Genomic DNA, 26,846 nt, shown 5'->3' on the forward strand with positions numbered 1-26,846 from the left:
CACTGCGGAAAATTTGTTCGCCGCATCAGACGAAGTAACGAGACAAAATTCTACACCACGGACATATCGAGCGGCGGCGCGACATGATCCGGCAGCGGACAGACGTAAGGTGTCTTGGCGGTCCGCTTCGTCAGGTCCGCCTTGGCGGCCTTGATCAGCTCCGGTTCCGTGAGCGCCTTGACACCGAGCCCGGCCATGGCCTTGGCCGCCTGCACCATGGCCTTGTGGGCGTGCCCGCTCTTGCCTTGCGCCACCACCTGCCAGGTGTGGAACGGGGTGCCGATTGCAACCGTCGGTGCGTGCACCTGCACCGTCGGCACCACCCAGCTGACGTCGCCGACATCGGTCGAGCCGACCAGCGGATTGCGCTTGGCATCGAGCGGCACCAGGAAGTCGGCGAGCGGCCGATCGGTCGGCTCCATGCCGATCGCGTAATAGACCGACGAGATGTCCTTGTCGCTCAGCGTCGCGCGGATCTCCGTGGCGAAGCTCTTGTCCGCGTCGTCGAAATGCGGCGGTCCGAGCTCTTCCATGACCCGGTGCAGCGCCTGCTCAAGCGGCGCGTTGGGCAGGATGTTCGAGACCGCAGAGATGATCTTCATCTCGACCTTGGTCTCGGTCATCAGCGCCGCACCCTGCGCGATCTTGCTGACGCGCTCGACCAGCTCGGTCATGCCGGGCAGATCGCGGGCGCGGATCGAATAGCGCACCCGCGCATGCGCCTGCACCACGTTGGGCGCGATGCCGCCGGTATCGAGCAGCGCGTAATGAACGCGCGCATCGCTCGGCATGTGCTCGCGCATGTAGTTCACGCCGACATTCATCAGCTCGACCGCGTCGAGCGCGGAACGGCCGAGATGCGGCGAGGCCGCCGCATGCGAGGTGCGGCCGGTGAAGATGAAGTCGGCGCGCGTGTTGGCGAGCGACGGCGTCACCGCCACTTCCCAGAAGCTGTGCGGGTGCCAGGTGATGGCGATGTCGGCGTCCGCGAAGGCGCCGGAGCGCACCATGAAGGCCTTGGCCGCGCCGCCCTCTTCCGCCGGGCAGCCGTAATAGCGCACACGGCCCGGCACCTTGTTCTCGGCGAGCCAGTCCTTCACCGCGGTTGCGGCGAGCAGCGCGGCCGAGCCGAGCAGATTGTGACCGCAGCCATGGCCATGGCCGCCGGATTCGATCGGACGATGCTCGGCGACACCTGCCTCCTGGCTGAGGCCCGGCAGCGCGTCATATTCGCCCATGAAGGCGATGACCGGACCGCCCTCGCCCCATTCGCCCATCAGCGCAGTCGGGATGCCGGCGACGTTCTCGGTGATACGAAAGCCCTGATGGCGCAGCTCGGCGAGATGCTCGGCGGCGGACCGCGCCTCGGTGTAGCACACCTCGGGCATGCCCCAGACCTTGTTGCTGAGGTCGATGAAGCGCCCCTTGATAGTGTCGACGCCACGCCAGATGTCACTGCGGTTATCCATGCTTCGGTCCGTGATCCAGGTCAAAACGAAGCGGTAATGGTTAGCAGCTTCGTTCGCCAACGACCAGCGGCTGGCCGGACATCAGCCATGCGGACGGTGCCGATATGATGACATGTCTGTCAGACTTGTGTGCGGCCAGTTCCTGCCCTTTCGAAGAATTCACGCGGCGGCATCTGGAATAGTGGCGGTCAAGTCTTTCAAGACGGCCGCCCGGGGCTTAAATTGGGGAATGCTTCGCGCGCCGCTCGTTCGCGGCGAAGGGGCCGCGTTCGCAGATCAGGAGAACTCCATGCCCGCTCTGACCGAATGGCGCGTGCCGCCGGCCAACCAGCCGCGGGCGAGCGACTACGGCTTCGATCTCGACCGTGCGCTCGCCTCCATCGTCGGCCTGCATGCCATCATCCCGCCGGACGCCTTCAGCGCCGAGACGCTGGGCACCGAGCGGGCCGGCAACGGCGTCGTGATCGACGACGGGCTGGTGCTCACCATCGGCTATCTCATCACCGAGGCGGAATCGGTCTGGCTGCATCTCGCCGACGGGCGAGTCGTGGAAGGACATGCGCTCGGCTTCGATTCCGTCACGGGCTTCGGCCTAGTGCAGGCGCTCGGCCAGCTCGACATCGAACCGTTGCCGCTCGGCTCGTCGGCGGCGAGCCGGATCGGCGACCGCGTCGTGGTCGGCGGCGCCGGCGGACGCACGCGATCGGTCGCGAGCCAGATCGTGGCCAAGCAGGAATTCGCCGGCTACTGGGAATATCTGCTCGATGAAGCCGTCTTTACCTATCCCGCCCACCCGAACTGGGGCGGCACGGGCCTGCTCAACGAGCGCGGCGAACTGATCGGGATCGGCTCGCTGCAGCTCGAGCGCGAACGCGACGGCAAGGGCGAACACGTCAACATGGTCGTGCCGATCGACCTGTTGAAGCCAGTCCTGGACGATTTGCGCAAATTCGGCCGCGTCAACAAGCCGGCACGACCCTGGCTCGGGCTCTACTCGACCGAGATCGACAACCGCGTGGTCGTGATCGGGATCTCCGCCAACGGCCCGGCTGCCCGGGCCGAGCTCAAGACCGGCGACGTCATCCTCGCGGTCGACGGCGACAAGGTGACGAGCCAGACCGCCTTCTATCGCAAGATGTGGGCACTCGGCGCCGCCGGCGTCGACGTGCCGCTGACGGTGCATCACGAAGGCGTCACCTTCGACGTCACGGTGACATCGACCGACCGCTTCAAGCTCTTGAAGGCGCCGAAGCTGCATTGAGCAGGCTGAACTGACCTCAGGCAAGGACGTGGTAATGACCGAGGCCGTGGTGGACGACATCGTCGCCGTGCTGCCGCCGCTGCTCAATGCGTTGGAAGCGCTGAGCTTCGTCGGCCGCCATTTGCATCCGCCGGCATTCGGTTCAGTGATGAACGCGATCGGTGCGCCGGACGAGACGCTGCAGGCGGCGCGCGCAGCCCTTGGGGAATGGCCGGAGCGATTCGCTGACCTTCGCAGCCTGGTGGAGCGCGCCTGCGACGAGACGCTCGCCGCGTTCGCCGGCCTGCGCGAGGTCGAGCGCGGCAATGGCGACCTGGTCGCTGTCTTCCGCGCGCTGCGCCACGTGCCTCGTGCGCAGGAGGCGCTCTATCCGCTCGCGGCGAAATTTCCGCCGGTGAGCAGCTTCTTTCTCAGCGCGACGACACGCGAGGATGAAGGCCTGCTGATGCGGCTTGCCACAGGCACGAGCGAGCACACCGGCGTCTTCCACGATCACAACGAGCCCGGCAGCCGCGGCGGCTTCTCGGTCTATGTGCCGGAATATTACACGCCCGATCGCGCCATGCCGCTGGTGATGGCGCTGCATGGCGGTAGCGGCAACGGTCGCGGCTTCCTGTGGAGCTGGCTGCGCGATGCGCGCAGCTTTGGTGCGATCCTGGTGGCGCCGACCGCGACCGGACCGACCTGGGCGCTGATGGGCGAGGATACTGACACACCGAATCTGATGCGCGTCATCGAGAAAGTGCGCAGCCGCTGGACGATCGATGCCGCACGCCTGCTGCTGACAGGCATGAGCGACGGCGGCACCTTCTGCTACGTCAGCGGGCTCGATGGCGCCTCACCCTTCACGCATCTCGCGCCGGTCTCAGCGACCTTCCATCCGTTGATGGCAGAGATGGCGGACGCCGCGCGCATGCAGGGCCTACCGATCTTCGTCACCCACGGCAAGCTCGACTGGATGTTTCCCGTGCAGACAGCGCGGCAGACACAGGCTGCGCTCTCGGCCGCCGGTGCCGACGTCACCTATCGCGAGATCGACGATCTCAGCCACGCCTATCCGCGCGAGATCAATGCGGAGCTGGTGCAGTGGCTGAATGGAGGATGAACAACCCGTCCTTGACCGCGCCGCAGTGCCGCGGAACCATCACTCCAGGCCGGAGTTATCGTCCGGTCACCGGAGGTTCGACAATGCAGACTATTCTCGGAATGATTTTGGGCGCGCTCCTGCTGGCTGGCGGCGTCTATGTCTATGACTCCATGCAGACGTCCTCGGTCGCCAATGGTGACGTCGCAACCGCCAATCGCACCATCGTAAACTGGGATGTCGCGAAGGCCGATTGGGACGCGCTGCGCGATCGCGCGCACAAGGACTGGGTCCGGATCTCGTCGAAGTAACATCGCCCGAACATGAGCAAGGCGCCGTCGCGGTTCGCGGCGGCGCCTTTGTGTTGGGCACGATCAGAGCGGCGCGCAAATCAGTTCATCGTATCAGTTCATCTTGGCCTTGCGCGCATCGGCGATGACCTGCTCGAACTCCGCCATCGTCAGCACGCCGGGCACGCGGTATTTTCCGACGATGAAGGACGGCGTGCCGCGGAAGCCGAAGGCCTCGGCCTGGTCGTTGTTGCGCTTGAGGACGGAGTCGATGTCCTTTGCGCGCTCAGTGAGGTCGCGCTTCAGGCGATCCATGTCGACGCCGACGCCGGCCAGGAGCTCGTTGATGCGCGGCTCGGTCAGGCGCGAGCTGACTCCCATCATCGCGTCATGGGCCTGGTGATACTTGTCCTGGAATTTCGCCGCGAGCGCGATCCGCGCCGCCGTGATCGAGACCGGACCGAGGATCGGCCAGTCCTTCAGCACCAGCCTCACCTTGCCGTCGTCCTGGATGACCTGGCGCAGCTCGGGCTCGAGCTTGCGGCAATAGGGACAATTATAATCGGACCATTCAACGATGGTGATGTCACCATTGGGATTGCCGGCGACGGGAGTGTCGGGATCGCGCAGCACCTTGGCCTCGGTCAGCACCTCGTCATCGTCGACGGCCGCGCGTGCCGAGGCGATGCCACCCGCCACGAGGGCTCCGGCTCCGATCAACGTCAATGCGGTGCGCCGCGTCGGCCCAAGGCCCTTATTCCTGAATCCAGTCATATCTCGTCCCGTTTCGGTCCCATCGCCGCTGATATGGTTCAGGACCGGGAATTGTTACGCGTCATATAGAGTGTTGCGGCGGCATTGTCATCGCACCAGCAGCGTGACCGCCAGCGGCAGCAGAAACGAGGTGATCAGGGCGTTCAGGCTCAATCGCCGCGCGGCGCCTGCGAAGGCTACCCGCGGGGCAGCATCGCCATCAGCGTGCCGGTCATGGCCGCGATCAAGGTGGTCTTGCCGTCATGCTCGGCGAAGGCCTTGGCCTCGCAGAAGGTCAGCGTGCGGCCCGGCTTGACGACCTCGGCCTTGAAGACGAAGCGCTCGCCGCGGGCGGGCGCGAGCAGCGAGGACTTGAACTCGACGGTGAGGATGTCGGCCTCGCGCTGCATCAGGGTGAAGGCGGCAACCCCGCACGCATTGTCCAGCCCTGCGGTGATGATGCCGGCGTGAATGAAACCGTTCTGCTGCGTGAAGGCTGACGTATGCGGCATCGCCAGCTCGACCTCGCCCGGCGCGAGACGGACAATCGAGATGCCGAGCGTTCGCATCGCCGGCTGTCCGGCGAACAGCGCGGTGGCGGCGGCGTGGTAGTCGGGGTTTTTCGGTTCGAACGCGGCCATCGCCTAGGCCTCGGCCGGTTCGACGAGATGCGTCATGGCGATTTGGCGGATGGCGTCCGCAAACGGCGCAGACTTGCGCAGCTCACGGTTCATATGCACACCCGTGATCTCGCAGATCGCCGCGATCTCTCCGGTCTCGGCATTTGTCATCTCGTGCCGGAAGCGGATCGATTTTTCGCGGACCTCGAGCAGATGGCTGCGGATCTCGATGATGTCGCCGGCGAGCAGCTCGCGCTTGTAGGTGATGTTCTGCCGCACCGCGGCCATGCCGCGGCCGGAGCTGCGCAGGTAACTCGGCGTCAGCCCGAGCCGCGCGAACAGATTCCAGTTGGCCTCGTCGAATTTGCCGACGTACCACATGATGTTCATGTGACCGACGTGATCGCACTGCCACGGATAGACCGTACCGCGATAGGTCGCCTCCTGCTCCATCGGACTTCCTGTCCTTCCGCTGCCTGTCTTCTTGATCTGATACGGTAGCGTATCAGGCCCGGGACGCGCTAGCAATACGGCACCGTATCAAGAACCGGTGAGGCTTTCTTCATGAGCGACGGCAGGGGCGATGTCTGGGTCGAGGCGGGGTTTACCGAACTCGCCCGCTCCGGGGTCGAGGGCGTGCGGGTCGAGGTGCTCGCCAAGAATCTGGGCGTCACCAAGGGCGGCTTCTACCGCCGCTTCGCCGACCGTGCCGCGCTGCTCGACGCCATGCTCGGGCGATGGCGTGAGGGACGCATCGCGGCGATCGCGCAGCAGACGAGCCTCGACGGACAGGGCCCCCGCGAGCGGCTGAAGGCACTGATCCAGCTCTATTCCGAGCGGCTGAACCCCGAAGGCATGGCGATCGAGCTCGCGATCCGGCAATGGGCCCGCACGGACGAAGCCGCAAGCGCGGCGGTGGCGAGCGTGGATGAGGCGCGGCTGAAGCACGTCGCCGAGCTCTATCGCGCCACAGGCCTTGCAGCCGAGGAAGCCGACGCGCAGGCCTTCCTGTTCTACTGCTTCATCTTCGGCCAGAGCCTGTTGTTCGTCGAACGCGGCCCGCGCAAGCGCTCGCAGCTCGTGGCGAAGTCGGCCGAGAAGCTGCTGGACTAGATGATTTGATTTTGGCGAAATGGCCGGAGCTTTGCTCCGGCCATCGCGTCACATCGAAGCTCAGGCGGCGCCCTTCAGCTTCTTGTTGCATTCCGAGTAGTAGCCGCCGCCCTTCTCGATCCACTTCATGCCGCCATTGGCGTTGGTCGCCTTGTTGGCATTGTACTGGTCGACGCAAGTGTGCAGGCGGGCCTTGCCGGCGGTCTCCTTGGCATATTTCGGATCGACCGCGTTCGGGAAGACCGCATTGCCCATCGGCATGGTCGGCGCCGGCGCGGCAGCGGGGGCTGCTTCCTTCTTCGCGGCGGCCTTCGGCTCGGCGGGAGCGGCCGGAGCAGCCGCGGTCGGCGCCGCGGCGGGCGTTGCGTCCGCGCCGCACTGGGCCTTGCGGAAGTCATTCCACTTCATGCCACCGAGCGTGCCGTCCTTCTTGGCGGCCTGATATTTCGCACTGCACTCCTGCGTGGTCAGTGCCTGCGCCGGCGCGGTCGCCACCAGCGCGGCGAATCCCGCCACCGCGGCGGCACACAACAATTTTGCTTGAATCGTCATCCTTGGTCTCCCTCCTTGGCCTTCCCTGGGGAAGCGAAATGAGGATTGCTATCCTAGCGTGCCGACGGATTCCGACAAGGAAGCGATGCTGCTCCCGGCCAAAATTTAGTGGTCGCGCGCTGCGAATTGTTCATGTCGCGTTCAGCATCGCGAGCCGACGTTCACACCCTCGCCAACTTGCAACCAAGAGTGCAACGCCATGAACCTCGCCTCGCGCCTCGCCGCAGTCGCCCTCGTCTCCCTGTTCGCAACCGGCACCGCCTTCGCTCAGACCGCCGCGCCGGCCGCCAAGACCGATCCCGCCGCCACCACGGACAAGAAGGCGCCGAAGGAGCGCTCGGCCGAGTCGCTCGATTGCTCGAAGCAGGCGGATGCCAAGGGCCTCAAGGGCAAGGACCGCAAGAAATTCCGCCGCGAGTGCATGAAGGAAGCGAAGGCCGGCACCGCCGCCCCCGCCGACAAGAAGTAAATCCGTCACAATCTTTCTGCTCGCGTTACGGCGAGAGGCGCGCGCATTGCGGCATGACATGGCCGCAATTGTGCGCCTCCCGCCGATTTGCCATAAGGTGGCGTGAAGCAAATCACCGCCTCCCTGCCGTTCGAATGGCCGAGCCGCGCCAAGGTCTTGAGCGCGGTGGAGACGCTCGTCATCGGCGCCGCCGGCGGGCTTCTGTTTCTGGTCGCGGGCCTTCCCGGCGGGCTGATCTCGGGATCGATGATCGCAGTCGGGATCGCGGCGATCGCCGGGCGCCAGCTCGCGGTGCCTCCGCTCCTGACCCAGACCGTGCTGGTGCTGCTCGGCATTTCCTTGGGCTCCGTCGTCTCGCGCCACCTGATCCAGCAGGTCAGCGCCTATCCCCTGACCATCGGGCTGCTCGCTTTGGCGACGTTCTGCGCGACCTTTGGCTCGAGCTATTACCTCCAGCGCGTCCACGGCTGGGACCGCACCTCGGCGTTCCTTGCCGGCAGCCCCGGGGCACTGTCGCAGATCACGATCCTTGCGGTCGAGCGCGGCGCCGACCTGCCGGGCATCGCGGTGGTGCAGACCATGCGCGTCATCATCCTGACCGCGGCGCTGCCGCTGGTGCTGGCACTCGCGGGCGTTGCGCCGTCCGCCGCGCCGTCGCTGGCGACGACGACCGCCTCGCCGTTCGATCTCCTGAAGCTGGTCGCCGCCTCGCTGGCGCTGTCGCTGCTGTTGCGGCTGATCAAGTTTCCGGCGAGCTGGATGTTCGGCGCGATGATCGCCTCCAGCGTGCTGCATGGCGCGGGATGGGTCGAGGGGGGCCTGCCGGACTGGGTGCGCGGTGTGGCGCTGGTCGGCATCGGCGCGCTGATCGGCAGCCGTTTTGCGCGGATGAAAGTCAAGACGCTCGCTGGCCACCTCCGTGCGGCGCTGGGCTCATTCGCGGTCGCGATCGCCGTCTCCGGCATCTTCGTCGGCATCGTGGCGCTCGCCACGCAGGTGAAATTCTCCGACGTCGTCGTCGCCTTCGCACCGGGCGCGATGGACGCGATGCTGGCGCTGGCCTTGACGCTGCATATCGACCCGATCTTCGTCGGCGCCCATCATCTGTCGCGCTTCGTGTTCGTGACGATCGCGACCCCCGGCATCGTGCACCTGTTCGGTCGTACGCAGGACGACGTGGACGATTAGGTGGCGCCACTCCCTGCCTGGTAGGGTGGGCAAAGCGAAGCGTGCCCACCAGCCGCACGCGCGATCGCTCATCAATGGTGGGCACGGCGCGCGAAGAGCGCGCCTAAGCCCACCCTACGGCAGCTAGGCGCGCTTCGCCGTCGCGAAGAATCCCCACGCAGCGATCCCAGCCATCAGCAGCGAGATCAGCACATTGTAACCGGCGAGCGAGAGGCCGAGGAAGCGCCACTGCACCTCGTCGCAGCGGACCACCTTCACGGTGTCGAGCCGCGACAGCAGGTCGGTGGCGCTGCCGAGGTTGACGACGGGACCGGAGCAATCGGTCGGCCCTTTCCAAAACCCCCATTCGACGCCGGCGTGGTAGCCGCCGAGCCCGGCATTGGCGAGAGTCGCCAGCGCGAGGATCGCGAGCCCTGCGAGCAGCAGCGGCCGCGGCGCGCCGCTTCGTGCCGCGAGCACGGTGAGCACACCAACCGGGATCGCCAGATAATAGGCATAGCGCTGCTCGAGGCAGAGCGGACAGGGCACGATCTCCAGCACGAGCTGGAAGAACCAGGCGCCCGCGATCGTCGCCGCCGCGATCAGGGTGACGAGAAGCGAGGCGGTCAGCGCGGGACCGCCCGTGGCCGACTTGAACGCGGGCATTGCGGCAGCACTCTGGGTTGTCACGGCAGCCTCTCCGGGTAGATCGCTGCCCAAGCCTCTAACCCCGGCCCATGTCGCTGTCGAGAACAGCCGGGATCACTTTGGCGCGGGTTGACCCCGTCTTTCCCATGGCTATAGTCCGCCGGCTTCGCGACGCCCTCACCCAGGAGGGGCCGACCGAGGGCCCCTGTGGCGGAACTGGTAGACGCGCTCGACTCAAAATCGAGTTCCGCAAGGAGTGCTGGTTCGATTCCGGCCAGGGGCACCAGCCTTCGCTGCTTCGCAGCCACGGCTGGGCGAGCCACGCACGGCCCAATCCGGGCGAAGCAGGGAAGGCTGTCACGCCGAAGCCTTGGCGAAGGCGGACTGGATCAACAAAGCTCACGTCCCCCTCCCTAGCAATTGTCGCATCCCCACTGTATAAGCCCTTAGCTTCTTCACTCACCGAAGAGGCTCATATGAACGACCTGCACACGTGGCTCTCAGAGCAGCACCACGGCCTGCGGACCTTCCGGACATTCCAGCAGAAGCTCGAGACGCTCGGTCGCGACGACCCCGAGCAGCGCGGTCTTTACCGCCTCCTGAGCAACCTCGTCGGCAGCTATGTCGAGGCCTTCGACGAGGCCCCGCTGCCGGTCGAGGTCGCCGATGACGCCCATCACCGCCTGGTGACACTCCTCGCCAGCCTCAACCCCGAGGGCGATGCAAGCCGGCGGCTCGCCGACATCAATCGCGTGGCGGAGAGCGAACTCTGGCAGTGATGCCGCGGAGCGGCTGCACCGCTCGCGTCCGTGTCACTTCATGCTTATATCCTGCGGCAACGCGTTGACGCAGCGAGCAACTTTGATGGCCAGGAGACGCACGAGCGAGCCGGACGCCGACGACCCTCCCCGCTTTTTCGTCTGGGTCCGGGGCCTCGAGGGTCCCGAGCCGCAGAAATGGATGGCGATGGATTTCGGCATCGACGACTGGAAACGGTCGCTTGTGCTGGCCTATCTGGAGCTGCCAAAGGACGAGCGGCATCTGCCGCTGTCGGTGCTGGCGCGGCGCTATCCGCCCCCGCGGGTGGACTCTCTGTAGGGTGGGTTAGCGTTAGCGTAACCCACCACTGTCTATCTGCACGGAAACAAAAGAGGTGGGTTACGCCGAGCGGACTGCGCTTCGCGCAGCCGCGGGGCTAACCCACCCTACTACGATTGCGGATCGCGATCTCTCACTTCCCCCTCGCCGCGGTCGGCGTCAGGCCGAAGCGGCGGCGGAAACAGCGGTTGAAATAAGAGAGATCGTTGAAGCCGCAGGCGAACGCGATGTCGCTGATGCGGCCTTCGCGTTGCGCGAGCAGGTCGGCCGCCTTGCGCAGGCGCAGCTCATTGAGGCGCGTGGTGAAGCCTGCGCCGGCCTCGAACAACAGCTCATTGACGTAGCGTTCGGACAGGCCGGCGGCGACGGCGAGCTTTTGCGCGGAAAAATCCGGCTCATGGAAGCGCGTCTCCAGGATCGCCAGCACCGCCTTGAGCCGCACGGCGCGCAGCCCCCGGCGGCGTGCCGCGGCCGCGACATCGCTGCGGGCCCCGAGGCCGATCGCCGCGAGATCGAGCAGATGAGCGGCGATCGCCATGCCGGCTTCGTCGGCGGCGGTGGGATGGCGCAACAGGAGATCGCTGTAATCCATCACCAGCGACAGCGCGCCACCGGGCTCGAGCTCGCAGCCGACGAGACCCTCGACGTCGGCGACCATTGCCCGCAGCGTCTCGGCCGGCAGATGCACGTTGGTGAAGCGCTTGACGCTCGCGCCGTCGGCGGCGAAGAACGGCTCGTCAAGCTTGAGCAGCACCATCGATCCCGGCCGCATGTCGAATTCGCGGCCGCGATGGACCACGCGGGAGGTGCGGTCGCCGGTGTTGCGCACGAGGCAGAAACGGTCGTCGCCGGTCTCGATCACCTGACGCTTCTCCCGCCGCACCGTCGCGAAGCTGCCGTTGCAGCGGCCGAGCATGGTGGTGCCGATGTGGATCGAGTTCATCGCGGCGCGGAACGGCACGTCGGAGGCCGGATCGAGCTCGCCGGTGTTGGAAAAATGCTCGAACAGCTCGGCGAAGCGGATGAATCGCTGCCGGTCGGACAGACCCTGCGGCAGCATGTCGGTCGAGAGCACTTTCCTGATGACGGACATCGGAGAATGACTTTTCGAGAAAGGCTTTTTGAAAAGATCGCAGACAACGCCGGCCAACCTTCGCAACCCGAAGATGAACCCTCGCTGAAGGCCAACCGCCGACAACCTATCAGCACGGTGACGTGATTCAAGCAGCGCCGGTCAGTCCAAGCCGGCAAGCGGCCGGCGCCGGACAGTCCAAGACGGCCCGCGCGCGCCCGCCCTATTGAGACGACGGATGCGGCATTCCCGCCACCTGCGGGCTGCATCCGGGCAACCGGGCGGCCCCAGCATGACGCCCGCTGGAGGAGACAACGACATGCGAACCTCTCTACCCCGCAGCCTCATGCTCGGCGGCGCCATCGCGGCAAGTCTTTGCGTCGGCTATGCGCTCGGCGCGCAGCCGCACATGGACGAGGCCATCGGGATCCTGCAATCGGCCCGTGCCGAGCTCGCCAAGGCCGAGCCGAACAAGGGCGGCCATCGTGAAAAGGCGCTCGGCCTGATCGACCAGGCGATCGGCGAAGTGCGCGCCGGCATCGCATTTGCCGCCGGCCATTGATCGGGGAGGACAGATCATGATGCGAACCGTTCTTGCCGCAGCCTTCGCCCTCGCCGCGATCGCAGGCTCCGCAGCGGCGATGCCGCTGGCGCCCCTCGACGCGGCGACGAGTGGCGATGTCATCGCCGTCGCCGGTGGCTGCGGCGCCGGCTGGCACCGCGGCCCCTACGGCGGCTGCCTGCGCAACTACGCCAACCCGGCGGCGCATGCCTGCCCGCGCGGCTACCACATCGGTCCTGGTGGCGGCTGCCGCGGCAACGGCAGGTAAGGACCGCGAGGCTCCTCCCTCCGCCTCCTCTCCCTCCACGAACACGACATGCCCGGGCACGAGCGCGAAGCGCGTCTTCCCGGGCACGAGCGCGTGGCGCGTACACGCGGTTCGGGACGAAGATCATGACCGAACAGGGCGAGACGGCTGAGGCCATCGCCATCCTCCTCGCCGAGGACGATGGAATCGCACGGGGGTTGAAGCCCATGGTCATTCCGGGGCGCGCCAACGGCGCTAGCCCGGAATCCATCTCGCCGCGTTAGGCGTTGATGAATGGATTCCGGGCCCGCGTGCTACGCACGCATCCCGGAATGACGAGGCGGGTTTGGAACGCAGGTCTCGCCATCGCTCCCACCGAGGTTGTCTTCCTAATCGTCATCATCAGCCCCAAACAGCCTGATCTGCGGGAAGCCGCTGCGCGGACGCGCGGCGAGGTCGCGGGCGTCGGAATCCTCGCGGATGCTGCGCGCGACGTCATCCCAGTCGGTGCGGTCGCGCATGCCGCGTGAATCGCGTGATTCGTTGCGCCGCCGCTCGGCCCAACGCTCGTGCCGTTCCGCGCGGCGCCGTTCGGAGGCGGTGCGCTTCACGTCGGAATCCTTGGCCTTGGCATTGGCGTTTTCGGGCGAGGATGCCGGCTCGGTCAATGCCTGCTTCTCGGCGGGCTTGGCGGCCTGCGCAGGTGACGCCGGCGCCCCCTTCGGCTCTTCGGCTGCAACGTGCTTCGGCGGTACTGGCGGCGCTGCTGGTTCTGCATTGGCCTGAGAGGTCTTCGCTTCAGGTCTTGCTTCGGACTTGGCCCGGTCCTGCGCGGGCGCGGCGATCATGGTGCCGAACGCCTGCGAGCCGCTGAGATACTGGACGCGTTCAGACGGCGCACTCGTCGCCGCCACGGAGTCGGCGCGCCGCTCCTTGATGGCGTCCGGGCCCCGCTTGGGCGTGACCGGATTCATCATGTTGCCGGCGACGATGCCGCCGCCGAGCCCAATGGCGATGGCCGCAATGATGGTTCCGGCACCGACAAAATAGGCTGTCGAGGCGCGCATAGATCCACTCCCTCTTTTGGAGCGGGCAACGCCGAGGGATTACCGGATGTTCCTGATCGGGAGACGCGCGATCCCCGCAGGGAACTTGGGCGTCAGATCTGCTGCGCGACCTTTTCCAGCCCGATGATGCGGGCGAGCTTGCGCACTTCCTCTTTCTGGTCGTCGCGCAACTGGAACAACAGCGGCATCGCGGCCGACTTCAACTGCTGGACCTCATCGCAATTCGGATCGATCTGCACGCCAGGCGGTGTGTTCGGATTCGATAGCTTGTTCGCCTGGATCCTGCGGGCGACGTTGCGCAGCGCGGTCTCGACCGACGGCCAGTAATATTCCTGCGAGGACGACAGCTTCAGACGGTCCTTGATGCCGGCGATCTGCACGTCGGACAGCAGCGAATAGGTTTTTTGCGGCTGCGGTTTTGGCGCTTTCGGCTTGGCCGGAGCCTCGGCAGCATGCGCCGGCGCGTTTGCAGCGGGGGCTTCAACAGCCGGCGCCTCGGACACACTGGCCTTGGGCACCGGGAAGTCGGACGGCGTCGCAGCGGCAAAAGCCTGGCGGAGCGGCTCGGTCAGCACAGGCATTTGAGTTTGAGTCTGCACCGGCTCGATCGCGGCCGAGGCGAGTGCCAGCGTCGGGACCAGGCGGTCGGCCTTGGCGGCGCGGTTGGCAGCGAGCGGCTTCGGCGGACCCTGCGTGATCATCTCGGCGCTGACACTGGGCACGCTATCGCGGCCGAGAATGGCGGTGGTGGCGGCGCCGAGGACGAGGAGGCAGGTCAACGCGACGATGGTGATGGCTTTGGACAAACGTCTCTCCACGTCCGGCATTTCAAGTCCAATTGATCACTGCTGGGAAACTGGGCGGTAATTAAGGCCTAACCGTGCTCCCGCCGCGGAATTCGCTGGGACTGCGGCGACACAGGCCGAAAAACTCAATGAAATCAGGCGGCTGCCGCAAGATCATAGGCATCCTGGATGTCGGCGACGATCTCGGACGCCTCCCAGACGGCGCGCGGTTCGACCGATTGCAGCGTCACCGTCCAATTGCCGCCGCGGCGGGTGCGGGGGACGCTGACGATGTCGAAGCGCACGTTGCGGCACAGCGGATGACGAGCCAGCGCATGGGCCACACGGACGCGGATTTCATCCAGCGAAGCCGCCGTCTTGGTGCTGAGAAAATCGAAGTCCATCGCCTGTCCCTCTCGATCCTGGTTGGCGGCCTTGAGGGATTCTTGGCGGGCGATGGTTAATCTGCCGTTAAGTGCGCCGGACCGCGGGAGTGCGCGGTTAACTGTGCTGCGTCTTCTCCCTCTCCCCGCTCTTTGCGGGGAGAGGATCGGGGTCAGGGGCTGCCGCCGCGCGCACGGTGAGAGTTGGCCTCGCGGAGGCTCCCCCTCACCCGTATCGCATCTTCGATGCGATACGGCCTCTCCCCGCAAGCGGGGAGAGGCGAAGGAGAGCGACTACCACCCGCCCCTCCCCCCCGCGATATTCGGCGAGCGTCCGTGCGACGAGATCTCGACCCCCAGCACATCGCTCACGCCCGACGTCGAGTGCCCGCCGCTCCAGATGTCGCGCCAGCGCTTCGGCCGGTTCTCGCGCGCGGTGACGTCGATGTCCTTGCCGATGTCGATGGCGCCGCGCGCGGGCAGGTCGTCCGGATCGAGACCGGCGGCAACGATCGACGGCTTCAGCATGCTGGTCTGAAGTCCGGTGAACGCAGTGGTGAGCAGAATGTCGTCGGCGCTGCTGTTGACGAGCATCTGCTTGTGGCTGTCATCCGCCATGCTCTCGCGCGTGGCGATGAACTTCGTGCCCATATAGGCGAGATCGCAGCCGAGCACTTCGGCGGCCTGCAGCGCGTGGCCGTCGCTGATGCCGCCGGCGAGCACGATGATGCCGTCGTAGAACGCGCGCACCGCGCGGACGAAGGCGAACGGGTTGAGCCAACCGGTCTAGCCGCCGGCGCCTGGCGCCGCCGCGATCAGCGGCAGGCTGAGACGGTCGCGAAAGCGTTGCAGTCGGTCGGACGTCACGCAGCCTCCTCAAAGCGGGCTTTGCCATTCCGTCCCGCATGCGCCGACGTTGCGGCAACATTGGCACGTCAGAAGCCGATGACAAAGCGAAGCGGATCCGGTTCGTCAGGCAGCTGCCGATGACCGGCGCCGGCAAAGTCGACAAGAAGACGTTGCACGCGAGCTTCTGGAGCCGGCGAGATCGAGTGGCGAGATAATCGTCCTGATTGTGATCCCGGGTTCGGAGTGCACGCGCCGCGCGAAACGCCGCTGCATGGCAGCATTTTCCTCCGGAGTATTACGGTGTTGTTGTGGCCGGCGAACAACAATCCGCCACGGAGTGTGAGGGCACGATGCGCGCGCAATTGCGGGCGAATCAACGAATCAACTAGACCGCAAATGGGGCTGGGAAGCGGAGTATCAGATGAGAGTCGCTTCCTTGGAAAGTGCGTTGGCTGCGGTCACGTTGATCACGGCTATCATTGTCCTGCTGTGGGAGATCAAGATCGTCTACGGCAGTTGAACTGGCAGGACGCTGGCGTCGAACAGAGACCTCCGGACAAGAAGAGGTTCGCGACCAGGGCATCCCTTCCGCGGCGGCGGAAGCTGCCATTCAAATTGACACCAGGACTTGAGCGCGGCGAAAGCCGTGAAGCTCACCGCTTCTCGATCACGAGACTCTGCACAGCGCGACCGAAATAGCCTTGCCTGTCCGCGAGCCGCGACATCGCGAGCCCTGTGCCGTCGGCACCGATCCAGGATTCCCCGTCAAGCAAAATCCATTCGCCGACCGGCTGGCGCGCAAAGCTCACCGTGAGGTCGGCGTTGATGTAGGTCCAGGCGCGGAAATCCAGCGTCGAGGCGGTGCCGTTGGAGAAATCGGCAGCGACCACAGCGCGCATCGCCTGCGAGATCACTTCACCTTCGATCAGCGGATGGTCGACGCGAAACCAGATCGCGCCAGCGCCGGCCTGACCGAAGCGGCCGCGCGCGGCGCGCATCGAGACCGATCGCACGAACGGACTGGTCGCGGCGTGGCCGTCCTCGACGAGAGAGTCCTCCGGAGACGACAGCTCGACCGGCAACTCCTTGACGTCGTCCGGCAACGTCAGCACCTGCCGCTTGATCTTGAGCACGGTCGCGCCGACGACTTGCACGCCGTCGGCCAGCAACTTGACTGCGCAGAGCTGAATCTTGCGGCCCTCGCGCAAGACTTCGGTCGCGATCGTGAGCGGCGCCACCGGCACCGGCCGCATCAGGTCGATGGTGACGCGCGCGATGTCCATCGGCACTTGCGTCGGGATGCGTTCGGCCGCCCAGGTCACCAGCGAGGCCGGCGCCGAGCCATGCTGCATGCGCCGGTCCCAGGGACCCGCGGCATTCGGGCTGGTGACGACGCTGTTGCCGTCGACGCGGTAGATGGCGGTCATGTCTTGCTCGGGCTCGGCTGGCGTTCCCCGGACTCAGCGCAGCGCGTAGCGGTGCGCTGCTGATCCGGGTCCATATGTTGCGGCGATGGGTCCGGCTCTGCGGCGCCGAACTTCATGCCGCACCGCGTCCGGGACACGAGAGCGATCACAACGGCGGATCGATCGCCTCGTCATATTCTTTCTTGAAGCGCGCGATCAGCTCGGCGGCGGGCACGACCTTGTCGACGCTGCCGATGCCCTGGCCCGAGCCCCAGATCTCCTTCCAGGCCTTCGGCTTGGCGCGCTCGCCGGAGGCGTCGGTGCCGAAGTTCATCTTGGAGGGATCGGAGGACGGCAGGTTTTCCGGGTCCATGCCGGCCGCGAGGATCGAGGGCTTCAGGTAGTTGCCGTGCACGCCGGTGAAGAGGTTGGAATAGACGATGTCGTCGGCGGTCGAGCCCGCGATCATCTCCTTGTAGCGCTCGACCGCATTGGCCTCCTGCGTGGCGATGAAGGCCGAGCCGATGTAGGCGAAGTCGGCGCCGAGAATGCGCGCGGCGCGGATCGCCTTGCCGTTGCCGATCGCGCCCGACAGCGCGATCGGGCCGTCGAACCATCTGCGCGTCTCCGCGACGAAGGCGAGTGGCGAGATCGTGCCGGCATGGCCGCCGGCGCCGGCCGCGACCAGGATCAGGCCGTCGGCGCCCTTCTCGATCGCCTTGTTCGCGAATTTCTGGTTGATCACGTCGTGGAAGACGATGCCGCCCCAGCCGTGAACGGCCTGGTTGAGCTCCTCGCGCGCGCCGAGCGAGGAGATGATCATCGGCACCTTGTACTTGGCGCAGAGCTGCATGTCGTGATCGAGCCGGTTGTTCGATTTGTGCACGATCTGGTTCACCGCGAACGGTGCGGAAGGCCGCTCGGGATGGGCGCGGTCATAGGCCGCGAGCTCTTCGGTGATCCGCGCCAGCCACTCGTCGAGCAGCTCCGGCGGACGTGCGTTCAAAGCGGGAAACGAGCCGACCACGCCCGCCTTGCACTGCGCGATCACGAGATCGGGCACCGAGATGATGAAGAGCGGCGAACCGATCACGGGGATCGACAGGCGCCCTTTGAACAGCGCAGGCATGGTCATAGCGAAACGATCCTCTATTGGGCTGACATGTTGAAGGCTTGGCGGCCATACCAACAAGGCAATCTTTCCACTGTCAAGTATTGCGTTTGCACGCCACCCGCGGACGTCGTTACCGCAATTCCAAGGCACGGAATTCGCTGCGCGAGTTCGCTTCAATTCCCGCTTCGTCATTCCGGGGCGCGCGAAGCGCGAACCCGGAATCCATCGCACCATTCACGCTGAGGCCTGATGGATTCCGGGCCTGCACCTGTCGGCGCATCCCGGAATGACGGGATGCGCGATCTACGTTCACGCAATCAGATCCGGATTGATCAGCCGATCGAACGAGAACATCTCGTCCCACTTGTCCTGCGTCAGCAGCTTGCGCTCGACCACCACGATCTGGTGCAGCGACTTGCCGCTCTTGTAGCCCTCGCGCGCGATCTCGGCGCATTGCTTGTAGCCGAGCAGCGGCTTCAGCACGGTGACGATGCCGAGCGAGTTGAGCACCATGTTGCGGGTGTGCTCCTCGTTGGCGGTGATGCCGAGCACGCAGTTCTCGCGCAGGCTGTTGACCGCGCGCTCCATGGTGCGGATCGAGAAGAACAGCGCGAACGAGATCACCGGCTCCATCACGTTGAGCTGGAGCTGGCCGGCGGAGGCGGCAAGCGTCACCGTGGTGTCGAGGCCGATGACGAGGAAGCTGGTCTGGTTGACCACCTCGGGGATCACCGGATTGACCTTGCCGGGCATGATCGAGGAGCCCGGCTGGAGCTGCGGCAGGTTGATCTCGTTCAGGCCCGCACGCGGGCCTGAGGCGAGCAGGCGGATGTCGTTGCAGATTTTTGTCAGCTTGCTCGCGGTGCGCTTCAGGACGCCCGACAATTGCACATAGGCGCCGGTGTCGGACGTTGCCTCGACGAGATCGCCGGCGAGCACGAAGTCGACGCCGGTCAGCGCGCTCAGGTGCCGGACGGCGAGTTTGGGATAACCGGGCGCGGCCGTGACCGAGGTGCCGATCGCGGTGGCGCCGAGATTGATCTCACGCAGCAGCGCGCGGGCTTCCGAGATGCGGTCAACCTCCTCGCCGATCGTGGTGCCCCAGCCGCGGAATTCGGCCCCTAGCGACATCGGCACGGCGTCCTGCAGATGCGTGCGGCCCATCTTCAGCACGCGGTCGAACTCGCGGCCCTTGGTGAAGAAGGCCTCCTGGAGCTGGCGCAACGCCGTCATGTAGCTTTCGAGCCGCAGGATCAGCGCAAGCCGAAAGGCGGTCGGATAGGTGTCGTTGGTGGACTGGCCGTAATTGACGTGATCGTTGGGGCTGACCTGCTGGTAGTCGCCTTTCGCAAAGCCGAGCGATTCCAGTGCGAGGTTGGCGATGACCTCGTTGGCGTTCATGTTCGTGGAGGTGCCGGCGCCGCCCTGGATGAAGTCGGTGACGAACTGATCCATCATGTCGCCGGCGATGACGCGGTCGCAGCCGACGATGATCGCGTCCGCAACCTTGCCGTCAATCGCGCCGAGATCGCGGTTGGCCATGGCCGCGGCCTTCTTGACGTAGCCGAGCGCCTTCACGAAGTAGGGCTCCTGGCTCATCGGAATGCCGGTGATGTGGAAGTTCTCCTTCCCGCGGATGGTCTGGACGCCGTAGTAGATGTCGTCGGCGATCTCACGCTGTCCGAGGAAGTCCTGCTCCGTACGGCTCATGGGCGCTCCTTGTTGTTCGCGCGCGGCGTCATCGCCTTCAGTTCTGGCACAGCGCGCTGGTCACGAAAGTATCGGTGCGGCAGTCATCCGGTTTGCGTTGCCTGCCCGGGATCAGGACCTTGGCCGAGCACTTCTCGGCGGAGTCGGCGTTCAGGCTCTTGCCTTCCCTGTAGCCCTTGCTCTGGCAGAGCTGGTCAGCGGCCTGCTTGCAGTCCGGCGCGCCGTTCGCCGAAGCCGGGCAGACAACGCGGCCCGACACCATGCTGGACGGCTTCGCCAAGCGCGACAGGCCGTCCATCGTCTCACCTGGGCTTTTCAACGGCGGAAGGATCGAGGGCAGCTTGTCGAACAGCTTGCCCATCTCATTGATCAGACCCGGATTCTCCTCGCCCGCCGGCGGTCCCGACGGAGCGGGCGCCGATTGCGGCAGCGCCTGGGGTCCAGCCTCCCGAAGACCGAGCGACGGCGCGGACGCAGGCGCGGTGGACTGGGCCCATCCGAAGCCGGCGGTGCCAGGCACGACCAGCAGCACCGCGGTCACGAGTATCCGGAGTCGCGCGACCGTGTTGCCGGATCGAACCATCATGGCGCAACCGTAGCCGAAGCCAGCGCGGCGGCAAAGCGCCTCGCTAGATCAGCTTGATCGCCACCACGAAGCCAAGCACGAGCACGGCGGCACCGAGCGCGACCCAGAGGCCGAGATGCCGTTCGATCCTGACGCGGATCCAGTCGCCATAGCGGTTGAGCAGCACGGCGGCGACGAAGAAGCGTCCGCCGCGCGCCACGATCGAGCACAGGATGAACAGCCCGATATTGTAGCCGGCAAAGCCCGAGGTGATGGTGACGAGCTTGTAGGGGATCGGGGTGAGCCCCTTGAGCAGGATGATCACGGCGCCCCATTCGGCATAGGAAGCACGAAAAGCATCGACCTTGTCGCCGAGGCCATAGACCTGGATCAGCCAGTGGCCAACCGAGTCATAGAGCAGCGCGCCAATGGCGTAGCCCAACATGCCCCCGAGCACCGAGGTGGCGGTGCAGACCGCCGCATAGACCCACGCGCGCTGCGGGCGCGCCAGCGACATCGGGATCAGCATCACATCCGGCGGCACCGGAAAGAACGAGCTCTCCGCGAAAGACACGGCGCCCATGATCCAGAGCGCGTAGGGCTTGTGGGCGGCGTCGATGCACCAATCGTAGATACGTTTCAGCATGGCGCCGCGATCAAGCACCATGGGACGGATTTGTCCATGGCAAGATTGGGCCGATTTGTGTTGCTTCTAGTGGCGCTTTCGCGCCGCGCGGCCCTCGAGCGCGACAATCGGTCGCCGCGCAGCGACGGACGGCGAGGCGACCTTGGGCAGCTTCATCGCCGACTTCGGCAGCTTCTCGGCGATGCCGAGCATCTCTTCGCGCCGGGCCATCTCGCGCCAGACGTCGTCGGGACGCACGCCGGCCGACACCCAGAGCACGGTGAGATTGTAGAGCAGATCAGCGCTTTCCCTGATCACGGCTTCGCTATCGCCGTGGACCGCGTCGATGACGACCTCGATGGCCTCCTCGGCCAGCTTCTTCGCCATCTTGGCCGGCCCACGCTGAAACAGCCGGGCCGTGCGTGATGTCTGGGGATCAAGATCCCTGGCCGCGAGCACAGCCAGATATAGCCGCTCAAGCGAATCGCTCATGTCATCAAAACTACCCTAAACCAATGGCGAGCGCGTTAACGTCCGATAGGAGAACCAAAAAACAGGCCGCCGCGGCAAGCACGACGGCCTGTTGTGGTCAACCTTTGGTAGCCAAGCTCGTACCCGTTAAGACTCGTACCGTTAAGGCTCGTACCCGTTAAGGCTAGTAACAGTTGGTGAAGTAGCCTTGGCCGCAGAGCTCGGACGGTGCCGTGCCACCATAGCGCTGCGCCTGGTAGTCCGGGCCCGGACCGTAATAGGGGCCGCCGCCGTAGTAGGTCGGGCCGCCATAATAGACGGGACCGCCACCGTAATAGGCCGGACCGTAGTCATAAGCGTAGGCGTTGCGGGACGCGGCGATCGCAAGGCCGGTGCCGACGATGCCGGCAAATGCCGCGGCCGCAGCCGCTCCGCCGCCGCCACGCCANGCCAGTGGCGGCCGCCTGCGAACGAGGCCGTGGGCGCGACGGTGGTCAGGGCCAGCACGGCCGCGGTTGCAAGAACGGCCTTGCGGCCGGCAAACCTGGAAACTCGGTCTAACATGTCTTGGACCCTCCTTGGGACCTGCGATGGTGCCTGCGGACAGGCTCATGCCTCTCAAACCCCCGCATCCCATGTTGGGTTCCCCAACCCCAACACAAGCTGAACGGGGTTGCGTAATCGTGACGCAACCTCCGCTCATCTACCGTTCATGTTCGATCGTCCACGATGGATACGAGCCGGCGCTGCACACTCGTCAAGCGTCATCAAACCATAATAAAGGCGGGACCGGCGCCGCTGATGTTCGGACTTGGAACGATCGCTCTTCGTGGCCTGCTGGCGTTCACGATCGTGATGGCCATGCTGGCCGCGCGCGACGCTGGGGCAGCGGAGACCAGCGCATCGCCCATTGCAATCCGGTTTGCCTTCGATCGGCCGATTGACTCGAGCATGGCGCCGTTCTTCGTGGCAATGAAGGACGGCAGATTTTCCGCCGAGCATCTCACGGTCTCCTTCACCAGCGCGGCCGGATCGCCGGAGGGGCTCGCGCGTGTCGCGAAGGGCGACAGCGATCTCGCGCTCGTCGACATCAACGAGCTGATCCGCTTCCGCGACAATTCCGATGCGGCGCCCATCAAGGCGGTATTCGTGCTGTTCAATCGCGCGCCCTACGCGATCGTCGCACGCAAGAGCCGCGGCATTCACCAACCGTCCGATATCGAGGGCAGAACCGTCGGCGTTGCTGACAGTGATCTGTCGATCCGGCTGTGGCCGGCACTGGCGCAACAAAACGGCATCAACACCTCGCACGTGAAATTCCACAAGATGAGCGCGGCGGTGCGCGAACCGATCCTCTCGGCCGGGCAGGTCGACGCGGTGGCGGGATTCAGCTATCTCTCGGCGGTGAACCTGCGCGACCGCGGCGTGCCCGCGGGCGATCTCGCCGTGCTGCGCTACGCCGACTATGGCTGCGAAGCCTACGGTTTTGCCGTGGTGGTCAATCCCGCCTTCGCAGCAGGAAAGCCGGACGCGGTGAAGGGCTTCGTGCGCGCGCTGGTCGCCGGCATCAACGCCACAGTGAAGGAGCCGACGCGCGCGGTGGACGAGGCCGTAAGCCGCATGGACAGCGGCGATCGCGATCTCGAACTCGAGCGCCTGCGCACCGTGCTCGCCGATAACGTACTGACCGACGAGGTCCGCCGCGATGGCCTCGGCGGTGTCGACGCCGCGCGCCTGGAGCGCTCGATCGACCAGATCGCGCAGGATTTCAAATTCCGCAAGCGCCCGGCCGCAAGCGACATCTTCGACGCGCAGTTCCTGCCACCGGTCGAGGACCGGCTGATCAATTGAGTAAAACTGGCAGCTTCCGCTGTATCTCGCAGGCGATCCTAGTTTAGAATACGGGCTCCTCCAGTCGCCCACCCGAGTTCGTCGCCCGCATGTCCATCCTCCGCCTCTACACCCGCGTTCTTGAGCTGCTCGGCAGAGAGGCGCGGCTGGGCTGGCTGCTGGCGATCGCCAATCTCCTGCTCGCGAGCGCGCAGTTCGCCGAGCCCGTGCTGTTCGGACGTATCGTCGACGTGCTCTCCGGCAAGACGGTGGCCGGCTCGAATTCGGCCTGGCCGTTTCTTTGGGCCTGGGTCGCCTTCGGGTTGTTCACAATCATCTGCAGCGCGCTTGTCGCGCTGCACGCCGACCGCCTCGCCCACCGCCAGCGTCAGGCAGTGCTGACGAGCTATTTCGAGCACATCCTGCAACTGCCGCTGACCTTCCACTCCGGCACCCATTCGGGCCGGCTGATGAAGGTGATGCTGAACGGCACGGACGCGCTGTGGCGACTGTGGCTCGGCTTCTTCCGCGAGCATTTTGCCGCGATCCTCTCGGTCGTGGTGCTGCTGCCGCTGTCGCTCTATCTGAATTGGCGGCTCGCGATCCTCCTGTTCGTGCTCTGCGTCGTCTTCACGGGTCTGACCACCTTCGTCGTACGCAAGACCTACGGCATGCAGATGGCGGTCGAGGAGCATTACAGCGACCTCTCCGCCCGCGCCTCCGACGCGCTTGGCAACGTCGCGCTGGTGCAGAGTTTCGTGCGCGTCGAGTCCGAGGTGCAGGGCCTGCGTTTCGTCGCAGATCAATTGCTGGCGGCACAGATGCCGGTGTTGTCCTGGTGGGCGCTGGTCACCGTGATCACGCGCGCTTCCACCACCATCACCGTGCTCGCGATCTTCACGGTCGGCATCGCATTGCATGAGCAGGGACTGACCACGGTCGGCGAGATCGTGATGTTCGTGAGCTTCGCGACGATGCTGATCCAGAAGCTCGAGCAGGTCGTCAGCTTCATCAACAACGTGTTCATGGAAGCGCCGCGCCTGCGGGAGTTCTTCAACGTGCTCGACGCCGTGCCCGCAGTCCACGACCGGCCCGACGCGATCGATGCCGGACGCCTCTCCGGCCTCGTCGAGTTCCACGACGTCACCTTCTCCTATGACGGCAAGCGACCGGCGGTCGAGGACCTCTCCTTCACAGCGCTGCCCGGCCAGAGCATCGCGCTGGTCGGCCCGACCGGCGCCGGCAAATCCACCGCGATCGCGCTGCTGCATCGCGCCTTCGACCCGCAGTCCGGCTTCATCAAGATCGACGGCATGGACGTGCGCGGGATCACGCTGACGTCGCTGCGGCGAAACATCGGCGTCGTGTTCCAGGAGGCGCTGCTGTTCAACCGCTCGATCGCGGAGAATTTGCGCGTCGGCAAGCCGGACGCGACGGACGCGGAGATGCGCCTCGCCGCCGAGCGCGCGCAGGCGCTCGACTTCATCGAGCGCAGCGGCGGCTTCGAGACCAATGCCGGCGAGCGCGGCCGCATGCTGTCCGGCGGCGAGCGGCAGCGGCTGTCGATCGCGCGCGCACTGCTCAAGGACCCGCCGATCCTGATCCTGGACGAGGCGACCAGCGCGCTCGACGCAATCACCGAGGCCAAGGTGAACGCCGCTCTCGACGAAGTGATGAGGGGCCGCACCACCTTCGTGATCGCGCACCGCCTCTCCACCATCCGCAAGGCCACGCGGATCCTGGTGTTCGAGAACGGCAGGGTGATCGAGAGCGGAACTTTCGATGAACTCGTGGCCAAAGGCGGCCATTTCGCCGAGCTCGCCAGGGCCCAGTTCATGGTGCAGGAGAACGCACGGGCCAGCGTGACGGCGGCGGAAGCCGCAGCGGCGACGGTCAAATCCCCCTAAGGCCGTCGAAATTCAGCCTATTTCCTTGCTGAATACCCGGCCAAGCCCCCTGTTCTCGACGCACGAGCCGGTATAGGTTTGCGATGCCGCGAGCGGCGGCGCCGGATTTCAAAGTTCGAAACTCAGCTCACGAGAGCCGTCCGGAACCGGCGGGTCTCCAAGGACCGGAATCGGATAGTGCACGTCTTTCGCCCGCTGCTTCGTCATTCCCTGTTGAACCTGCTCGCTGCAACGCTCGCGCTTGCCGCGCTGCTGGCGCCGCGCGCGGCGGACGCCGAAGCGCTGCTCCTGATCGAAGCCAACAGCGGCAAGGTGCTGCAGGCGGAAAACGCGACCATCCCCTGGTACCCGGCGTCTGTCACCAAGATCATGACCGCCTATGTGACGCTGAAAGCGGTCAAGGACGGCAAGATCACGCTCGACACGCTGTTCACGGTGTCGCCGACCGCAGCTTCGCAATCGCCGTCGAAAATGGGCTTCCGCCCGGGAACGCAACTCACCGTCGACAACGCGCTGAAGATGATGATGGTGAAGTCGGCGAACGACATGGCTGTGGTGCTCGCCGAAGGCGTCGGCGGCTCGATCGACGGCTTCTCCGCGATGATGAACCAGACCGCGCAGAAGCTCGGCATGACGCAGACGAGCTACGTCAATCCGAACGGCCTGCCTGCCGATGGCCAGATCACCTCGGCGCGCGACCTCGGCATCCTCGCACGCGCGTTCCTGCGCGACCTGCCGGAGTACGAATACTTCGTGCACATCCCGGCGATCCGCTTCGGCAAGCGCATCACGCCTAACTTCAACAAGCTGATCGGCCGCTATCCCGGCGCCGACGGTTTCAAGACCGGCTTCATCTGCGCCTCCGGCTACAACCTCGTGGCATCCGCAACGCGCAACGGAAGGCGCCTGATCGCGGTGGTGCTCGGCTCCAACTCCGGCACCGCGCGTGCGGTGAAGGCGGCGCAGCTGCTCGAGCGCGGCTTCGCGCAGGACAATCTGACGTGGCTGCGCCCCTCGCTCGGCACCGTCGAAAATCTCGTGCCGGTCGACGCCTCGCCGCCGAACCTGCGCGAGGAGATGTGCGGCGGCCACCGCAAGCGGCCCGCGAGCGACGATGATGATGCGATGATCGCGACCAATGCCGGGCCGACCGGATCGGCCTCGGCCACCGGCGGCGAAGCCCAGGTGACGTTCTTCACCGCCGGGCTTCAACCGCCCCTGATGAAGGCTTCGGATCTCATGGCCTCGGCCGCGGCGGCCACCGAGCCGGTGCCGGTCTACACCGGCCCGACCCGCACCGGCGCCGCCCTGATCGCGGCGGTTGCCGCCGATGCCGACCAGCAGGCGACTCCGAAGGCGCGTGGCAAGAAGTCGCGCGTTGCGGCCAAGAAGCCCGACGCGGCGGACAATCCCAAGGACGGAAGCAAGGACGGAAACAAGGACGCTTGGAAGGGCGCCAGGACGGCGGCCGCAAAGCCAGATGCCAAGCCCAATGCGAAGGGTGAGACCAAGGGCGACGCCAAGACCGCGGCAAAGCCGGCCGGGACCAAGCATGCTGCGGCCAAGCCGGATGCGTCCAAACCTGCCGAGAAGCCTGCCGCCAACGGCGATCAAGTGGCGAAGCCATCCAAGCCGAAGGCGGCGACCAAGCCCAAGCCAGCCCCCAACAACAGTTAAGTCAACGGCACGGCGAGCGATGCTGCGTCGGCACTTCGCAGGTGCGACAGCG

At 65.7% G+C, this 26,846-nt stretch carries 30 protein-coding genes, 1 tRNA gene and 2 pseudogenes; 15 read left to right on the forward strand and 18 right to left on the reverse strand.

Annotated features, from left to right (window positions below):
- Positions 1–50: 50 nt before the first annotated feature.
- The gene (locus AXW67_RS28110; protein ID WP_027552350.1) at positions 51–1,469 is read right to left on the reverse strand and encodes a M20 family metallopeptidase; all 1,419 of its coding nucleotides are present in this window, start codon (positions 1,467–1,469) and stop codon (positions 51–53) included.
- 289 nt (positions 1,470–1,758) lie between these two features.
- On the opposite strand from AXW67_RS28110, the gene AXW67_RS28115 reads away from it, so the two are divergent.
- From AXW67_RS28115 to AXW67_RS28125, 3 genes are all read left to right on the forward strand, one after another.
- A complete protein-coding gene (locus tag AXW67_RS28115) occupies positions 1,759–2,730 on the forward strand; it encodes a S1C family serine protease (RefSeq protein ID WP_063680661.1) in 972 nt (323 codons plus the stop codon).
- A gap of 34 nt (positions 2,731–2,764) precedes the next feature.
- Positions 2,765–3,835 carry a carboxylesterase family protein gene (locus AXW67_RS28120; RefSeq protein WP_063680511.1) on the forward strand — a complete coding sequence of 357 codons (1,071 nt, stop codon included), beginning with the start codon at positions 2,765–2,767 and terminating at the stop codon, positions 3,833–3,835.
- 83 nt (positions 3,836–3,918) lie between these two features.
- On the forward strand, positions 3,919–4,125 hold the full coding sequence (locus tag AXW67_RS28125) for a hypothetical protein (protein WP_027552347.1): 207 nt from the start codon (positions 3,919–3,921) through the stop codon (positions 4,123–4,125).
- 93 nt (positions 4,126–4,218) lie between these two features.
- On the opposite strand, the gene AXW67_RS28130 is transcribed toward AXW67_RS28125, so the two are convergent.
- The 3 genes from AXW67_RS28130 to AXW67_RS28140 form a co-directional block, all read right to left on the reverse strand.
- Positions 4,219–4,878 (reverse strand): DsbA family protein, encoded by a 660-nt coding sequence (locus tag AXW67_RS28130; RefSeq protein ID WP_063680512.1) that lies wholly within the window; start codon positions 4,876–4,878, stop codon positions 4,219–4,221.
- Between the two features lie 176 nt (positions 4,879–5,054).
- Entirely contained in the window at positions 5,055–5,498 is a 444-nt protein-coding gene (locus tag AXW67_RS28135) for a PaaI family thioesterase (RefSeq protein WP_063680513.1), read from the reverse strand.
- Positions 5,499–5,501: 3 nt separating this feature from the next.
- The gene (locus AXW67_RS28140) at positions 5,502–5,930 is read right to left on the reverse strand and encodes an acyl-CoA thioesterase (RefSeq protein WP_063680514.1); all 429 of its coding nucleotides are present in this window, start codon (positions 5,928–5,930) and stop codon (positions 5,502–5,504) included.
- 111 nt (positions 5,931–6,041) lie between these two features.
- On the opposite strand from AXW67_RS28140, the gene AXW67_RS28145 reads away from it, so the two are divergent.
- The gene (locus AXW67_RS28145; protein ID WP_063680515.1) at positions 6,042–6,590 is read left to right on the forward strand and encodes a TetR/AcrR family transcriptional regulator; all 549 of its coding nucleotides are present in this window, start codon (positions 6,042–6,044) and stop codon (positions 6,588–6,590) included.
- Between the two features lie 60 nt (positions 6,591–6,650).
- On the opposite strand, the gene AXW67_RS28150 is transcribed toward AXW67_RS28145, so the two are convergent.
- Positions 6,651–7,142 (reverse strand): hypothetical protein, encoded by a 492-nt coding sequence (locus tag AXW67_RS28150; RefSeq protein WP_027552342.1) that lies wholly within the window; start codon positions 7,140–7,142, stop codon positions 6,651–6,653.
- A gap of 199 nt (positions 7,143–7,341) precedes the next feature.
- Here AXW67_RS28150 and AXW67_RS28155 point away from each other — a divergent pair, with 199 nt between their 5' ends.
- Together AXW67_RS28155 and AXW67_RS28160 are read left to right on the forward strand one after the other, a co-directional pair.
- Positions 7,342–7,611, forward strand: coding sequence for a PsiF family protein (locus AXW67_RS28155; protein WP_063680516.1), 270 nt, complete (start codon positions 7,342–7,344; stop codon positions 7,609–7,611).
- 102 nt (positions 7,612–7,713) lie between these two features.
- Positions 7,714–8,799 (forward strand): AbrB family transcriptional regulator, encoded by a 1,086-nt coding sequence (locus AXW67_RS28160; protein ID WP_063680517.1) that lies wholly within the window; start codon positions 7,714–7,716, stop codon positions 8,797–8,799.
- A gap of 123 nt (positions 8,800–8,922) precedes the next feature.
- Here AXW67_RS28160 and AXW67_RS28165 read toward each other — a convergent pair whose 3' ends face one another.
- Positions 8,923–9,468, reverse strand: a complete 546-nt coding sequence (locus AXW67_RS28165) for a disulfide bond formation protein B (RefSeq protein WP_027552339.1) — start codon at positions 9,466–9,468, stop codon at positions 8,923–8,925.
- Positions 9,469–9,627: 159 nt separating this feature from the next.
- Here AXW67_RS28165 and AXW67_RS28170 point away from each other — a divergent pair.
- From AXW67_RS28170 to AXW67_RS28180, 3 genes are all read left to right on the forward strand, one after another.
- A tRNA-Leu gene (locus AXW67_RS28170) sits at positions 9,628–9,712 on the forward strand.
- Between the two features lie 190 nt (positions 9,713–9,902).
- Complete coding sequence (locus tag AXW67_RS28175) at positions 9,903–10,205, forward strand: hypothetical protein (RefSeq protein WP_063680518.1); 303 nt, start codon at positions 9,903–9,905, stop codon at positions 10,203–10,205.
- Positions 10,206–10,290: 85 nt separating this feature from the next.
- On the forward strand, positions 10,291–10,524 hold the full coding sequence (locus AXW67_RS28180) for a hypothetical protein (protein ID WP_063680519.1): 234 nt from the start codon (positions 10,291–10,293) through the stop codon (positions 10,522–10,524).
- Between the two features lie 133 nt (positions 10,525–10,657).
- On the opposite strand, the gene AXW67_RS28185 is transcribed toward AXW67_RS28180, so the two are convergent.
- Positions 10,658–11,617 (reverse strand): AraC family transcriptional regulator, encoded by a 960-nt coding sequence (locus AXW67_RS28185; RefSeq protein WP_063680662.1) that lies wholly within the window; start codon positions 11,615–11,617, stop codon positions 10,658–10,660.
- A 298-nt stretch (positions 11,618–11,915) separates the two neighbouring features.
- On the opposite strand from AXW67_RS28185, the gene AXW67_RS28190 reads away from it, so the two are divergent.
- The 3 genes from AXW67_RS28190 to AXW67_RS42885 all read left to right on the forward strand — a co-directional run bounded on the left by AXW67_RS28190 (position 11,916) and on the right by AXW67_RS42885 (position 12,689).
- A complete protein-coding gene (locus AXW67_RS28190) occupies positions 11,916–12,158 on the forward strand; it encodes a hypothetical protein (RefSeq protein WP_027552320.1) in 243 nt (80 codons plus the stop codon).
- Positions 12,159–12,174: 16 nt separating this feature from the next.
- The gene (locus AXW67_RS28195) at positions 12,175–12,426 is read left to right on the forward strand and encodes a GCG_CRPN prefix-to-repeats domain-containing protein (RefSeq protein WP_027552319.1); all 252 of its coding nucleotides are present in this window, start codon (positions 12,175–12,177) and stop codon (positions 12,424–12,426) included.
- Between the two features lie 125 nt (positions 12,427–12,551).
- On the forward strand, positions 12,552–12,689 hold the full coding sequence (locus AXW67_RS42885; RefSeq protein ID WP_161491301.1) for a hypothetical protein: 138 nt from the start codon (positions 12,552–12,554) through the stop codon (positions 12,687–12,689).
- 105 nt (positions 12,690–12,794) lie between these two features.
- On the opposite strand, the gene AXW67_RS28200 is transcribed toward AXW67_RS42885, so the two are convergent.
- The 11 genes and pseudogenes from AXW67_RS28200 to AXW67_RS28250 form a co-directional block, all read right to left on the reverse strand.
- Positions 12,795–13,472, reverse strand: a complete 678-nt coding sequence (locus tag AXW67_RS28200; protein WP_063680520.1) for a hypothetical protein — start codon at positions 13,470–13,472, stop codon at positions 12,795–12,797.
- Between the two features lie 92 nt (positions 13,473–13,564).
- A complete protein-coding gene (locus AXW67_RS28205; RefSeq protein WP_063680521.1) occupies positions 13,565–14,278 on the reverse strand; it encodes a hypothetical protein in 714 nt (237 codons plus the stop codon).
- Positions 14,279–14,412: 134 nt separating this feature from the next.
- A complete protein-coding gene (locus AXW67_RS28210; RefSeq protein ID WP_027552315.1) occupies positions 14,413–14,661 on the reverse strand; it encodes a hypothetical protein in 249 nt (82 codons plus the stop codon).
- 280 nt (positions 14,662–14,941) lie between these two features.
- Positions 14,942–15,444: pseudogene (locus AXW67_RS28215) on the reverse strand (NAD(P)H-dependent flavin oxidoreductase); the annotation flags it as partial.
- A gap of 698 nt (positions 15,445–16,142) precedes the next feature.
- Positions 16,143–16,916, reverse strand: a complete 774-nt coding sequence (locus tag AXW67_RS28220) for a thioesterase family protein (protein ID WP_063680522.1) — start codon at positions 16,914–16,916, stop codon at positions 16,143–16,145.
- A gap of 145 nt (positions 16,917–17,061) precedes the next feature.
- Entirely contained in the window at positions 17,062–18,030 is a 969-nt protein-coding gene (locus tag AXW67_RS28225; RefSeq protein ID WP_063680523.1) for an NAD(P)H-dependent flavin oxidoreductase, read from the reverse strand.
- A gap of 288 nt (positions 18,031–18,318) precedes the next feature.
- The gene (locus tag AXW67_RS28230; protein ID WP_063680524.1) at positions 18,319–19,719 is read right to left on the reverse strand and encodes an aspartate ammonia-lyase; all 1,401 of its coding nucleotides are present in this window, start codon (positions 19,717–19,719) and stop codon (positions 18,319–18,321) included.
- A gap of 37 nt (positions 19,720–19,756) precedes the next feature.
- A complete protein-coding gene (locus tag AXW67_RS28235) occupies positions 19,757–20,305 on the reverse strand; it encodes a hypothetical protein (protein ID WP_063680525.1) in 549 nt (182 codons plus the stop codon).
- 43 nt (positions 20,306–20,348) lie between these two features.
- Positions 20,349–20,951, reverse strand: a complete 603-nt coding sequence (locus tag AXW67_RS28240; RefSeq protein ID WP_082908072.1) for a YqaA family protein — start codon at positions 20,949–20,951, stop codon at positions 20,349–20,351.
- A 45-nt stretch (positions 20,952–20,996) separates the two neighbouring features.
- Complete coding sequence (gene hisE / locus AXW67_RS28245; protein ID WP_027552308.1) at positions 20,997–21,401, reverse strand: phosphoribosyl-ATP diphosphatase; 405 nt, start codon at positions 21,399–21,401, stop codon at positions 20,997–20,999.
- A 163-nt stretch (positions 21,402–21,564) separates the two neighbouring features.
- Positions 21,565–21,828: pseudogene (locus tag AXW67_RS28250) on the reverse strand (hypothetical protein); the annotation flags it as partial.
- 353 nt (positions 21,829–22,181) lie between these two features.
- Here AXW67_RS28250 and AXW67_RS28255 point away from each other — a divergent pair.
- The 3 genes from AXW67_RS28255 to AXW67_RS28265 all read left to right on the forward strand — a co-directional run bounded on the left by AXW67_RS28255 (position 22,182) and on the right by AXW67_RS28265 (position 26,794).
- On the forward strand, positions 22,182–23,231 hold the full coding sequence (locus tag AXW67_RS28255) for an ABC transporter substrate-binding protein (RefSeq protein ID WP_063680526.1): 1,050 nt from the start codon (positions 22,182–22,184) through the stop codon (positions 23,229–23,231).
- Positions 23,232–23,320: 89 nt separating this feature from the next.
- Complete coding sequence (locus tag AXW67_RS28260; RefSeq protein WP_063680527.1) at positions 23,321–25,117, forward strand: glucan ABC transporter ATP-binding protein/ permease; 1,797 nt, start codon at positions 23,321–23,323, stop codon at positions 25,115–25,117.
- A gap of 177 nt (positions 25,118–25,294) precedes the next feature.
- Positions 25,295–26,794: a D-alanyl-D-alanine carboxypeptidase family protein gene (locus AXW67_RS28265; protein ID WP_027552304.1), complete on the forward strand. Its 1,500-nt coding sequence runs from the start codon at positions 25,295–25,297 to the stop codon at positions 26,792–26,794.
- The last annotated feature ends 52 nt before the right edge of the window (positions 26,795–26,846 follow it).

Origin of the sequence: Bradyrhizobium neotropicale (assembly GCF_001641695.1) — a bacterium.
Lineage (GTDB): Bacteria > Pseudomonadota > Alphaproteobacteria > Rhizobiales > Xanthobacteraceae > Bradyrhizobium > Bradyrhizobium neotropicale.